The organism is Saccharicrinis sp. 156 (assembly GCF_050589685.1).
Taxonomy (GTDB): domain Bacteria; phylum Bacteroidota; class Bacteroidia; order Bacteroidales; family Marinilabiliaceae; genus Saccharicrinis.
The window spans coordinates 66,609-79,700 of record NZ_JBNGOS010000004.1 but is presented as its reverse complement, the minus strand read 5'-3'; the positions used below and the strand labels follow the sequence as shown (position 1 = coordinate 79,700).

At 39.3% G+C, this 13,092-nt stretch carries 10 protein-coding genes and 2 tRNA genes; 9 read left to right on the top strand and 3 right to left on the bottom strand.

Going from position 1 to position 13,092, the window contains the following annotated elements; translation table 11 throughout:
- Positions 1–48 precede the first annotated feature (48 nt).
- The 8 genes from ACRD64_RS03115 to ACRD64_RS03080 all read left to right on the top strand — a co-directional run bounded on the left by ACRD64_RS03115 (position 49) and on the right by ACRD64_RS03080 (position 7,733).
- On the top strand, positions 49–1,008 hold the full coding sequence (locus ACRD64_RS03115; protein WP_430931702.1) for a calcium/sodium antiporter: 960 nt from the start codon (positions 49–51) through the stop codon (positions 1,006–1,008).
- A 93-nt stretch (positions 1,009–1,101) separates the two neighbouring features.
- Positions 1,102–1,539, top strand: a complete 438-nt coding sequence (locus ACRD64_RS03110) for an ATP-dependent zinc protease family protein (RefSeq protein ID WP_430931701.1) — start codon at positions 1,102–1,104, stop codon at positions 1,537–1,539.
- Positions 1,536–2,444 (top strand): 30S ribosomal protein S6--L-glutamate ligase, encoded by a 909-nt coding sequence (gene rimK, locus ACRD64_RS03105; RefSeq protein ID WP_430931700.1) that lies wholly within the window; start codon positions 1,536–1,538, stop codon positions 2,442–2,444. Before ACRD64_RS03110 ends, rimK begins: the two co-directional genes overlap by 4 nt.
- 11 nt (positions 2,445–2,455) lie before the next feature.
- Positions 2,456–3,391 (top strand): succinylglutamate desuccinylase/aspartoacylase family protein, encoded by a 936-nt coding sequence (locus ACRD64_RS03100; RefSeq protein WP_430931699.1) that lies wholly within the window; start codon positions 2,456–2,458, stop codon positions 3,389–3,391.
- A gap of 431 nt (positions 3,392–3,822) precedes the next feature.
- Positions 3,823–4,644, top strand: a complete 822-nt coding sequence (locus ACRD64_RS03095) for a mechanosensitive ion channel family protein (RefSeq protein ID WP_430931698.1) — start codon at positions 3,823–3,825, stop codon at positions 4,642–4,644.
- A complete protein-coding gene (locus ACRD64_RS03090; RefSeq protein WP_430931697.1) occupies positions 4,634–5,449 on the top strand; it encodes a magnesium transporter MgtE N-terminal domain-containing protein in 816 nt (271 codons plus the stop codon). Before ACRD64_RS03095 ends, ACRD64_RS03090 begins: the two co-directional genes overlap by 11 nt.
- Before the next feature lie 19 nt (positions 5,450–5,468).
- Entirely contained in the window at positions 5,469–6,776 is a 1,308-nt protein-coding gene (locus ACRD64_RS03085) for a magnesium transporter (RefSeq protein WP_430931696.1), read from the top strand.
- Positions 6,777–6,887: 111 nt separating this feature from the next.
- Entirely contained in the window at positions 6,888–7,733 is an 846-nt protein-coding gene (locus tag ACRD64_RS03080; protein ID WP_430931695.1) for a transglutaminase family protein, read from the top strand.
- A gap of 133 nt (positions 7,734–7,866) precedes the next feature.
- Here ACRD64_RS03080 and ACRD64_RS03075 read toward each other — a convergent pair.
- From ACRD64_RS03075 to mutS, 3 genes are all read right to left on the bottom strand, one after another.
- Positions 7,867–7,953, bottom strand: a tRNA-Leu gene (locus tag ACRD64_RS03075).
- 22 nt (positions 7,954–7,975) lie between these two features.
- Positions 7,976–8,048, bottom strand: a tRNA-Gly gene (locus tag ACRD64_RS03070).
- A gap of 215 nt (positions 8,049–8,263) precedes the next feature.
- Positions 8,264–10,888: a DNA mismatch repair protein MutS gene (gene mutS, locus ACRD64_RS03065; RefSeq protein WP_430931694.1), complete on the bottom strand. Its 2,625-nt coding sequence runs from the start codon at positions 10,886–10,888 to the stop codon at positions 8,264–8,266.
- Between the two features lie 211 nt (positions 10,889–11,099).
- Here mutS and ACRD64_RS03060 point away from each other — a divergent pair, with 211 nt between their 5' ends.
- On the top strand, positions 11,100–12,452 hold the full coding sequence (locus tag ACRD64_RS03060; RefSeq protein WP_430931693.1) for a saccharopine dehydrogenase C-terminal domain-containing protein: 1,353 nt from the start codon (positions 11,100–11,102) through the stop codon (positions 12,450–12,452).
- Positions 12,453–13,092: the final 640 nt, after the last annotated feature.

Sequence of the window (13,092 nt, the reverse complement as noted above, 5' to 3'; positions counted from 1 at the left end):
GATATTTGGAGGGGAAACTGGACGCCAACGAATTAAAAACTAATCGTAATGATAATATCAATTCTACTTTTAGTTGTCGGCTTCGGTCTACTTATAAAAGGCGCTGATTTTTTGGTAAACGGTTCTTCTTCCCTTGCTAAAAGATTTAATGTATCCGAGTTGGTTATTGGACTAACCATCGTAGCCTTTGGAACATCAGCGCCCGAACTCGTGGTCAACACCATTGCGTCGGTAAACGGTTACGACGATGTTGTCATGGGCAACATCATCGGAAGCAATATTTTTAACCTTCTTTTTATATTGGGAGTATCAGGCATTATTTACCCAATTACGGTTCAGGTGAGTACAATATGGAAAGAAATACCATATTCGTTGGCAGCAGCAATTATTCTTATCGCTTTGGCGAACGACGCCCTTTTGCTTAAGTCAACAGCTAATACTATTAATCAAACAGATGGAATTATATTACTGGTCTTTTTTTGCCTGTTTATGGTCTACATCTTTTTTAGTGCGAAAAAGGAAACAAATGCAGATATAACACAAACCAAACAGCTAAGCCTGACGAAAACAGTCATTTATATCATACTCGGTCTGACGGGATTAGTTTTGGGTGGTAGGTTTGTTGTCAATAATGCCATACAAATTGCCCGAATGCTATCAGTTAGTGAAAAACTTATTGGATTAACCATTGTTTCAATAGGGACATCGTTACCCGAATTGGCTACCTCTGTAGTTGCAGCCATAAAGAAGAAAAGTGATTTGGCCATTGGAAACGTGATTGGCTCTAATATTTTTAATATTTTTTTAATCCTTGGAATAAGTTCAATTATTTCTCCAATTGATTACAGCGCTGCATTCAATTTTGATATTGGAATATTAATATTTTCCAAGGTGTTTTTATTTATAGCCATGTTTACAGGAGTACGTAAAAAGCTGGACCGATGGGAGGCCGGGGTGCTGTTGCTAATATTTTTAGGTTATTTGGCTTTCCTTATAATAAAAAAATAACTTGCACAAATCAACATAAGCCAACCAATTAAAGATAGCTTTGATATATGAAAAGTGACCGTTGAAATTATTTTAGTCCAAATGATATATTCTATGATAACAATCGGAAGAAAAGATAAAGTTGATTTGCCAGGCCTCGAGTTAAATAACATCGAGGCAAAAATAGATACCGGAGCTTATGGATGCACGCTACATTGTCATTCCATTGGATTAGTGATGAGAAATGGCAAAGAAATTCTGGCATTTAAGGTACTAGACCCTTCACATTCCCTATACGAAGACAAGGTTTTTTATTTTGAAGAATTCAGTGACAAATTGGTCAAAAATTCCGGAGGCGAAACTGAACACCGCTATACCATAAAAACCGAAATGATTGTTTTTGGAGAGAACAAAGCCTTTGATTTCTCCCTAACGAACCGAAATAAAATGAAATACCCGATACTATTAGGAAGAGAGTTTCTTACTGGTCGATTCGTGGTAGATGTCGCATTAAAAGATTTATCATTTAAACTAAAAAAAACAGAAAAATGAAAATAATAGTATTGTCACGAAACCCTAAGCTGTACTCTACGCAGCGATTAATGGAAGCAATTAAACAAAAGGGACATGAAGGAATGGTAATAGATCATCTTAAGTGCGATATTGTCATGGACGACGAGGGGCCATCTATTTTTTATTCAGGTGAAAAATTGACGGGGATTGACGCCATAATTCCGAGAATTGGGGCATCGGTTACCTTTTATGGAGCGGCCGTTGTTAGGCAATTCGAGATGATGAAAGTATTTAGCACACTTGATTCTCTTGCGCTCACCAGATCCCGGGATAAACTGCGGAGTTTACAAATTTTGTCCAGGGAAGGAGTTAGAATGCCAAAAACGGCATTTACAAATTTTAGCAAAGAAGACGATAAAATATTAACCCATATAGGAGAGGCACCTGTGGTCATAAAATTACTGGAGGGAACACAAGGCGTGGGCGTTGTATTAGCTGAAACCAATAAAGCAGCCAAATCGGTTGTACAGGCGTTTGACAGCGTAAAAACAAGAGTTATCCTGCAAGAATTTATTGAAGAAGCAGGAGGTGCTGATATTCGCGCATTTATTGTAAACGGAAAAGTAGTTGGAGCAATGAAAAGACAGGGTAAAGAGGGCGACTTCCGCTCTAACCTGCATCAAGGCGGTAATGCAACCATCATCAAATTGAGCAGGGAGGAGAAATCAACTGCGCTGAAGGCTGTCAAGAGTATGGGGCTGGCCGTAGCCGGAGTTGATATGCTGCAATCGAAAAGAGGCCCTATGGTATTGGAAGTGAATTCTTCACCTGGCCTGGAGGGAATTGAAAAGGCTACCGGTGTGGATATAGCCGGAAAAATAGTGGAATATATCGAGAGTTCAGCCAACGGTAAGAAAATTCCGAAAGATAAAGTTAAGGCGTAACCCAATTTTATATGATAATCAATAATACCGAGATACGTCCGGGAGATAATGAAAAACTGGAAGTTAACATAGCCAGACTTCCTTCTCATTCCCCAATAGACATCGTAATTAACGTGGCAAGGGCGCTTAAACCTGGTCCAGTCCTCTTATTAATTGGAGGGCTCCATGGCGATGAAATTAATGGTATTGAGATAGTCAGGCGAATAATAGAAGAAGGCAAAAATGTACCTGAAAGAGGTACAATAATCTGTATACCCATAATCAACGTATACGGCTTTATTCATTTTTCAAGATATGTACCCGACGGAAAAGATGTTAACCGATCTTTTCCGGGAAATAAAAATGGTTCCCTGGCCAGCAGAGTGGCTAATTATTTAATGAAAGATATCATTCCTAAGATTGATTATGGTCTGGATTTTCATACTGGCGGTGCCGAACGCACTAATCATCCCCAAATAAGATGCAATATGAAAAAAAGCATTAATCAAGAATTGGCAAGTATATTTAACGCACCCTTTACGGTACATTCAGCTTACCGTCCAAAATCCTTGCGTTATGCCGCTAACAAACTGGATAAAAACATACTTATATACGAAGGCGGAGAATCATCACGTTTTGACGAATATGCTATTCAACAGGGGTTCAATGGAGCCATCAGGGTAATGAAACACTTGGGAATGACCTCATCGGAAACGATTAGCCCCGACTACGAGAACCAAATAGTTAAAAGTTCCTCATGGATTAGGGCTCATACTTCAGGAATTTTTCAGAGTATGATTTCAAGTGGCGAAAAGGTCACCAAGAATCAGGTCGTTGGATCTATTACAGATCCATTTGGGGATTTCAAAATCTCGGTTAAATCGCCTGCTTCAGGTTTTGTTATTGGATTAAACAACAACCCCATTCTCCATCAGGGGGATGCAGTAATGCATATCGGAATTGTATAGGTTCTGAAATGGCCCCAACATGATTAATTTTTATCATCAAATGTGAATTATGTGTATTTTGATAAATTAACCGAGATCTGTCATTAGGAATCTAAAAAATTCCTAAATATCACCAGGTCTCAGCCTTAAAGAGGGAAACCCGATGTAGGCAATCTCACATTGCTGTGTTTAAGTAATGTTTGGATTTTTACTCATCGAATGGGTATTTTGATGAAGTCTAACGACAATATTATGATTAAATTTTAAGATTAGGGACAACATGGCCATCAAAAGATCACTAAACCAATTTTACCGATAGCCACATTGGCTATACGTTCCATTGCCAGTAAAAGTGACCAACGACTCTGGAATCCGTATTAATCTAAAATTACTGTGTAGATATTTGTAATTTTATTATATTAAAAATTGTTATCATTAATCACTACATGAAGATGAATACCATAATCAATGAAGTTAAAGAATTACTGAACAATTTAATTTCTGAAATAATTCTGCACATACCGGATTTACTGTCGGCTATTCTTGTTTTGTTCGCCAGTCTCGTGCTTGCCAGAGTTGTCCGAAAATTAATAAAAAGGTTTATCCTATACCTCCATCACTTTATCAACGACAAATTAAACAACAAGAGAGTAAATGTTGACTTACAAGGTTCAGCCAATTTTATAGCCACAACCTTTTATTGGATTATTCTATTATTTTCAGTAGCGATCATCACTCAAATTTTAGAATTAACTTTTCTGACTAAATGGTTCGATAGCCTCATTAATTATCTTCCAAATGTTATTGCAGCCCTGATCATAGTTTTTTTAGGTTTCATTGCCGGTAAATTGACTAAAGACCTTATTATTTCGCTTACTGCACACACAGTTGTAACCAATGGAAAACATCTTGGAGGCCTTACTAAATATTGCATTGTTGCGATTAGCGTAATTGTGGCTATTAACCAACTTGGAATTGATATCGCTTTTTTGACAAATATTATATCAATAATATTAGGCGCGTTGTTGTTTGGAGCAGCATTGGCCTTTGGTCTTGGTGCAAAAACTTCGGTTAGTAATATTCTGAGCTCCTATTACATTCAAAAAACCTACAAAACGGGAAACACCGTTCAAATTGGCGAAGTAGAAGGAGTAATCATTGAGATTACTGCTACCTCCGTAACACTGGACACCAAATCAGGCAAAGTTGTTATACCCGCTAAATATTTTAACGAAACAAAAACCGTCATAAAAGATATGACCCATGAAAATTGAACCATATATACTTGAGCGTTATATTGAAAATCACACCAGTGATGCATTGCTTGCCTTAGAGAATATGCCAATAGACCACATAGTCCTTTTTCTTGGATCAATTCCGTCGAATTTGGCGTGTTCATTACTGTGCCAAATGGATCGAAATAGAGCTGCCGCATGTCTGGAAAAGATTACACCTGAATTGGCCACCGTACTAATTGAACAATTGCCTATACCTAATTCCGAAATATTATTGAGACTTATTAACGTAGATTTACGGAACGATATATTGAATCAATTGCCCGAAAAAACATCCCAAAATATTCGTCAAATATTGAAGTATCCCAAAAACACGGTTGGTGCATTCCTAAATCCGACAGTCTTTACTTTGCACGAAGAGCAAACTGTAAAAAAAGCGCTGGCTAAAATAAAAAAAGAAAAACCTCATCTACCACAGCATATCTTCATTCTTAACAGGGATCAATTATTAGTTGGTCATATAGAGTTAAAGCAACTTATTACCAGTGATGAGAATACATTCATCCAAACCTTTATGAATCCTAATCCATCTAAGATTTCAGCAACAGCAAATATTTCAGCCGTTACAGACAAAGCAACTTGGACTGAATCATTGTTTGAAATCCCGGTAGTTGACAATAAAGGAGTTTTTTTAGGAATAGTATCAAAAGAAGCTTTGAAAAAACATACTCCAAAAACCAGTAGTTTTGATAATGAGTTATACCAAACAGGTGCAGCACTTGGAGAACTGTACAAAATAGGGCTTGCAAGTTTTCTAAGGAATAATCCGGGAAGTACAAAGTAAAAACCGTAAAGAACGAAACATGGAGACAAAAGAAATTAAACATACGCTAATCAATAGGTTCTTGCAGCGTTTTCCTTCGGAAGCCGCAGATGTTTTAAACAAAGCTTCCGTTTCTGAAATACTTAACTATTTAAAGGACCAGCCAATAGATATAGCAAGGAGAATATTTGTTAAGCTCGACAAGGCAGTATCTTCAGCCTCTATAATTGATATGGAGGATTCTTTTTTTGTAGAACTATTCCAAGGTATGGACGCTTATCATGCGGCACTTATCCTCTCAAGAATAGGTACCGAGAAAACGGAACTAAAACTTCGACTATTGCCCGACAATCTATCCAAGGAAATAAATGAGTTAATGACCTATCCTTCTGATTCCGCAGGCTATCTAATGGATACAAAGATTTTAACATTTAATATCGAAAACTCGGTAAAAGATGTTCTAAAAAAACTTCGATTACTCAAAGACCGCAAAATTACATCCGTATATGTTATCAACAAAGAGGGACAATTAGCAGGTAAAATACCTATTCAGGTGATTGCTATTTCCTCGCCGCAAGAGCTACTGAGTGATTTAGCGGAAGAATCCAAATCGGTGCATATAATGGATCCCAGGGAAGAAATTGTTGAAATCTTTAAAGACAGCAATCTTTTTAATCTTCCGGTTGTCGATTTAGACAACAATCTACTCGGAGTTATCCGACACGACGCCTTGGTGGAGGCGACTCAACAAGATGCAACAGAAGACCTTCAGGCAATGTTTGGTGCAGGCAGAGAAGAAAGAGCGCTTTCGAAAGTGGGTTTTGCAGTTAAAAAGAGGTTGCCTTGGCTTGAAATAAACTTAGCAACGGCGTTTCTTGCTGCTGCGGTAGTTGGCATTTACGAAGATACCATTGCACAAATAACCGTGTTGGCAGTGTTTTTACCTGTTGTGGCAGGCCAGTCGGGAAATACAGGCTCCCAAGCGCTGGCAGTGACTATGCGCGGCCTCTCCCTTCGCGAAATTCGTCCGTCTCAATGGTTGAAAGTAGCCAGAAAAGAGGCAACCGTTGGTTTTGTAAACGGCATAGCGGTGGCCTTAACCACCTCGGTTATTGTTTATTTCTGGGCATCTTCTTTTGGGTTGGCCCTGATAATTGCTATTTCCATGATTTTTTCGATGATTATAGCCGGATTCTCCGGAGCCGTTATTCCCATCTTTCTAAAATCCATTGGACAGGATCCTGCACAATCTTCTTCCATAGTTTTAACCACCGTTACCGACATTGTAGGTTTTATGAGCTTCCTGGGACTTGCAACTGCATTAGGGTCTATGCTGGGTATTTTTTAGTGCCTAAAAAACACCCAATTCGTTGAGCAAATATAAGGGGATTATGCGAAAAATGCCAAAGAAGAACCCGAAGCAGAAAATAAGGAAGAACTAAATTTAGATGGATCCAAAATGAAATTTAAAATCATTCACTTATCGGAATATCATTTCAGCTCCAAGGTATTTCTGGAGCCTCATTATTTAAGATTTAAACCAAAGTTTACACCCCATAATATACCTGATTCTTTTGATTTGCAAATTTCTCCCGAACCATCTGGAATATCGGAACATCTGGATGCGGAAAATAATCTGCTACATTTATGCTGGTTTGATGGGTTAGTGGATAAGCTTAGAATTAAGGCTGAATCCGTTGTTCACACATACGAAAATAATCCCTTTGGTTTTATCTTATATCCTTCGAGCTGTTTTATTTTACCTTTCGCCTATCCAGATTCAGTACAAAGTGTTTTGCGAAATGCTTTGGTTTATTCTGAGATTTCTGAAGCCCTTATTGAATACGGACGTAGAATTGAAAAACAATCCAAACACCAAACAATACCTTTTTTAACACAACTTACCAGACAAATTCACACAGATTTTACTATTGAATCCCGCGAAACTGGATATGCCTACGCAGCGGACAAAACATTTCAACTAAAAACGGGTTCCTGCAGAGATGTGGCCTGGATGCAGATCCAATTATTAAGAAATATGGGCATTGCATCGAGGTTTGTCAGTGGGTACTATTATATACCTATTGAAAATCCTGAATTTGAATTGCATGCCTGGATTGAAGTGTATCTGCCGGGTGCCGGTTGGGTTGGTTTTGATCCAAGCAACGGTATTGTCGCTGGTCATACACATATTCCGATAGCATCGAGCGTACAGTTTGAAAATACCATGCCGGTAACAGGCACCATAAGAGGTAGTGCCACTTCAGTTTTAACAATAAATTTATCGATTAAGCCATTGGATTAACAGCTAAATAAACCATATTTTTTAACAGACCCAAACTTTGTGCGTGATCCGTATTTTATGCCATATGCACAAAAAACAAAAAGCGCTTAAAACCTTAGTTTTAAGCGCTTTTGTATCAAAATGATTTTTGATTTGGTACTCGAGGCGGGACTTGAACCCGCACGTCCTAATGGACACAAGATTTTAAGTCTTGCGTGTCTACCAATTCCACCACTCGAGCATCCTGGATTATTCATCCGGAGAGCGAAAAACGGGACTCGAACCCGCGACCCCGACCTTGGCAAGGTCGTGCTCTACCAACTGAGCTATTTTCGCCTTTTCAAACACTCTGCAACCCCTAATGCCTGTCGTTACTCGCATTTTATATTTCCTGATTGCGGATGCAAATATAGAGCATTTTCGATTACCCACAAACTTTTTTTTTATTTTGAACAAACTTTTTTTCGACCCTCTTTTTAGCCCATTGATAATCAGACAAAAATATCATAGGATATCTGGTTATAGCTAGATCTATCCATCAGAGTTATGGATTATTTGATACCTGTAAACTTTTTTATTTCATTCAACTTATTCAAAGCTTCCATCGGTGTAAGATTGTTAATATCCGTATTCGCAATCTCGTCACGGATTTGTTTGAGTACGGGATCGTCAAGCTGGAAAAAGCTCATCTGATACCCCTCCCGATGCTGACCCAAATCCGTGACAGGTTTGGAAAGGTTTCCTTTTCGTTTTGTCCCTTCCAGTTCTTCCAAAATTTCATTGGCACGGCTTACCACACTTTTGGGCATACCTGCCATACGTGCCACATGAATACCAAAACTGTGTTCACTTCCTCCACGCACCAACTTACGCAGGAAAATCACCTTGTTGTCCACCTCTTTTACGGAAACATTATAATTTTTGCAACGATCGAACGAACCTTCCATCTCGTTTAATTCGTGATAGTGGGTGGCAAACAGCGTTTTGGCTTTGGCGCGTTTATTTTCATGGATATATTCAACGATGCTCCAAGCAATGGAAATACCATCGTAGGTACTGGTTCCTCTGCCGAGCTCATCAAAGAGTATCAGACTTCGCGGTGAAATATTATTCAGAATACTTGCCGCTTCGTTCATCTCCACCATAAAGGTTGATTCCCCGGCCGAGATATTATCCGAAGCACCAACACGGGTAAAGATCTTGTCCACCACACCGATTTTAGCCGATTCTGCCGGTACAAAACAACCTATTTGCCCCATCAACACAATCAATGCGGTTTGGCGAAGCAAGGCCGATTTCCCGGCCATGTTGGGTCCTGTTATAATGATTACCTGTTGCTTCTCGTTATCCAAATAAACATCGTTGGGAATATATTGCTCCCCCGCCGGCAGTTGTTTTTCAATGACCGGGTGACGGCCCGATTTGATATCTATCACTTCACTGTCCTCAATGATAGGGCGTACATATTTATTTTGAGCCGCTATGGTTGAAAACGACAGTAAGCAGTCTATTTTGGCCAACAAGCTCGCATCCAGCTGAACAGCTGCCAGATATTCACCCAGGCTTATTACCAGATCACTGAACAACTGGGTTTCCAGTGTAAGAATCTTTTCTTCGGCTCCAAGAATCTTGGCTTCATATTCTTTTAACTCTTCCGTGATATATCGTTCGGCATTCACCAAGGTCTGTTTTCTGATCCATTCCCCCGGAACTTTATCTTTGTGAGTGTTTCTAACCTCGATATAATATCCAAAAACGTTGTTGAAGTTAATTTTAAGGGATGGTATACCTGTTCGCTCAACTTCACGTTGCACCAGGTTGTTTAAGTAATCTTTCCCGGAAAAAGCTATTTTGCGCAGTTCGTCCAGCTCCTCTGAAACACCCTCCCTTATCACGTTACCCTTATTGATTTGTGCAGGTGGGTCCGCAGCAATTTCGTTTTCTATCCTATCCCGAATGGTAATACATGGATTTAACTGTTCACCAATACCTTTCAACGTTTCGTTATCGCTATCCTCACATCCTTTTTTTATGGGCTCAATAGCCCTTAAGGCCGTTTTTACCTGTACTACTTCCCTCGGGGAAATTCTTCCCACTGCCACCTTTGAAACCAACCGTTCCAAATCCCCAACAGGGCGAAGGTAATCTTCCAGTTGTTCCTTAAAATCCGGTGCTTTAAAAAAATATTCCACTGCCGACAGGCGATCTTCAATCAGCTTTACTTCTTTAAGGGGCAGCGCCACCCATCGTTTCAACATGCGGCTACCCATAGGCGAAACTGTTCTGTCGATCACCGAAACCAAAGCGTTTCCTCCTTCGTTTACTGTTCCAAAAAGCTCGAGGTTACGGATGGTAAATTTGTCCAGCCAAACATATTTATCCTCTTCAATCCTCGACAAGCCTGTTATGTGCTGTACCTTATGATGTTGCGTTAAATCCAGATAGTGCATCACGGCACCTGCGGCAACGATGCCATATTTTAAGTTGTGAACACCGTATCCCTTTAACGATTTGGTTTCAAAGTGTTTTAATAATCTATCGTGTGAAGAATCCTCGGTAAATACCCAATCCTCCAGGCCATAAGTGTAAAATTTGTCGCCAAAATTTTCAATAAACTGTCCTCTTTTACTTTTTTCAAAAAGAACCTCCTTTGGCTTAAATCCATTTAACAGTTTGTCGATATATTCAAAACGACCTTCCGCAGTCAGGAATTCTCCGGTTGAGATATCCAGGAATGCCACCCCAGCCACATTTTTTTCCAAATGTACCGAAGCCAAAAAATTATTCTCTCTGTGTTCCAATACGTTATCACTAATAGCAACACCCGGCGTTACCAACTCTGTTACACCACGTTTTACAATGGTCTTGGTCATTTTGGGATCTTCCAACTGATCGCATACCGCCACTCTTTGTCCGGCGCGTACTAACTTAGGAAGATATGTATCCAGGGCGTGATGCGGGAACCCGGCCAGCTCAACATACGAAGCAGCTCCATTTGCCCTTCGGGTTAGAGTGATCCCTAATATTTCTGCGGTCCTTATCGCATCATCCGAAAATGTCTCATAAAAATCACCAACCCTAAAAAGTAAAATTGCATCTGGATGTTTATCTTTTATGGAGTAATATTGCTTCATCAACGGAGTTTGTACCGCCTTTTTTACTTCTTTCTTAGCCACCGAATATTATTTATCTGTTTATAACCCAAATCATTGCTCCGTTCATCATTGCTCAAGAACACTTGGTGCCGCCTACACTAATATGTTCATGTATTCACCGGACTTGAATTTTATTGCGCAAATATAAAACTAAAAATCGGTAAAGATAAAGTTTAAGCATGGGCGAATAAATATTGATTTTATAAAGAATGCATTGTATATTATGGTAGATATGAACAACACAAATCAAATACTAATATTGGGCGCCGGAAAAGTGGCCGCACCTCTTGTTAAATACCTGTTACGCAAGAAATTCATGGTGACTGTGGCCTCAGAATTCCTTTACCAGGCTGAGTTGATTATTGAAAATAATCCTTTGGGAACAGCAGTCGAATGGCATTCCGACAATCTCGATATGTTAAACTCTTTAGTAATGAAACATAAGGTTGTGGTAAGTTTATTGCCTTACCAATTACACATTTTTGTATGTGAGGCCTGTGTCCGCAACAAAAAGAGTTTGGTGACCACCTCCTACCAACAACCCGGCATGGACGAATTGCACTCCGATGCGTGCAAGAGCAACATCACCATCTTAAACGAAATGGGTCTCGACCCAGGCATAGACCATATGTGGGCTTCAAAAATGATAGACTCTATTAAAGATCAAGGTGGTAAAGTTGAGAAATTTATTTCGGTGTGTGGGGCTCTCCCATCTCCCGAATCTTTGGATAATCCTTTCAGATACAAGTTTTCATGGAGTCCACTGGGGGTAATGAAAGCGAGTTCGTCCCATGCCACATATCTTAAAGACAGTATGGTGATTGAACATGCACCCTCTGAGTTGATGAAAAACACCTTTCATCTTGTGGTTGATAACGTAGGAGAACTGGAAGCCTATGCCAACAGAAACGCACTCAAATACATTAGCTTGTACCGCATCCCTGAAGTTGAAACATTTTTTAGAGGAACCTTAAGGTATAAAGGCTGGTGCGAAGTTATAGGTGCACTGATCGATAGCGGCTATCTGTCGGAAGAGGCTTTCCCCGAAAATATAACCACCTATGCCGAATTAACATCTTATTTAAACGAAATAGAAAACATGGAGACCTTGAGGGATGATTTCGCGAGGAAATTAAAGATCGAAACGCATTCAAACGCCATCATGTCCATGGAATGGGTAGGGCTTTTCTCTTCATCGCATTTCAGTCCGTCCGCACGCAATCCAATTACCGTACTCACCAATAAAATGGTCAGCAAAATGAAAATGTTACCTTCGGACAGGGATTTGGTAGTGCTTAACCATCAAATATTGTACAAATTACCAAACGGTTCCAGAAAATTAGTAAACGGAACATTTAAAATGCTTGGGGTAGACCATGAGAACACAGCCATTGCCAGTTCCGTATCATATCCTGCTGCGCTTGCCACAGAATTGCTCGCACAAAATAAAATAGCGCGTAAAGGTATCATTCGACCCTTTTATAAAGAGATTTACGAACCCATACTTCACAAACTGGAAAAAGATTTTAAATTTGTGTTTAACGAAGTGGAGTTAGATCCCGAAAACTGGTCGTCGGATTGGTAGTATCTTACATTATTATTTAACGATGAATTGCTTCTTGAAAAATATAGGTTTGTTGTTTATTATATCAGGTGTAGCCTTGCTTTTGTCCTATACCACACAAAACCGCATATCCAATGCACACTTTATTATTGCCGGAGCTTTTGAACTCGCTGGATTAATTATCTATGTTCTAACCAATAAACATATTCAGGATAAAAATAAGTCGGACTCATGCTAGGACCGTAAATCCACTAGCCTTATATATGCACATTCTGCAATGTTTAAGATGTAAGGGTTAACCCTAAGTTAGTAAATCACTATTTGCGGTAAGGAATAAAACCCATGAAGATGATGCACTACATCTAATCCACAAAAGTCCCAACTAGTTAACTTTTAAAGCCCTTGCGGATATTGGGTGATCAGAAACTAGAATACAAATATCCTACACAACGATTGCTTCAGTCATATTTGGGCGAAGATGCTCTATCTGCCGACACACAGGTTCGCTTCGTTCAGCATGACAATTAGTTATACAACTAATAGAAACGGGTATTTGCAATATAATAAATTGATAGTTTTCTTAACAACAACTGCAAGTCCGCACATCAGCGCACATATCTATACATTTGGATATATTTATATATTATATTACATTTGCTCA

Bases quoted from the DNA above. Each gene is read 5' to 3' on its own strand.
- ACRD64_RS03115 (WP_430931702.1), top strand. From the start codon at position 49: ATGATAATATCAATTCTACTTTTAGTTGTCGGCTTCGGTCTACTTATA.
- ACRD64_RS03110 (WP_430931701.1), top strand. From the start codon at position 1,102: ATGATAACAATCGGAAGAAAAGATAAAGTTGATTTGCCAGGCCTCGAG.
- rimK (WP_430931700.1), top strand. From the start codon at position 1,536: ATGAAAATAATAGTATTGTCACGAAACCCTAAGCTGTACTCTACGCAG.
- ACRD64_RS03100 (WP_430931699.1), top strand. From the start codon at position 2,456: ATGATAATCAATAATACCGAGATACGTCCGGGAGATAATGAAAAACTG.
- ACRD64_RS03095 (WP_430931698.1), top strand. From the start codon at position 3,823: ATGAATACCATAATCAATGAAGTTAAAGAATTACTGAACAATTTAATT.
- ACRD64_RS03090 (WP_430931697.1), top strand. From the start codon at position 4,634: ATGAAAATTGAACCATATATACTTGAGCGTTATATTGAAAATCACACC.
- ACRD64_RS03085 (WP_430931696.1), top strand. From the start codon at position 5,469: ATGGAGACAAAAGAAATTAAACATACGCTAATCAATAGGTTCTTGCAG.
- ACRD64_RS03080 (WP_430931695.1), top strand. From the start codon at position 6,888: ATGAAATTTAAAATCATTCACTTATCGGAATATCATTTCAGCTCCAAG.
- ACRD64_RS03060 (WP_430931693.1), top strand. From the start codon at position 11,100: ATGAACAACACAAATCAAATACTAATATTGGGCGCCGGAAAAGTGGCC.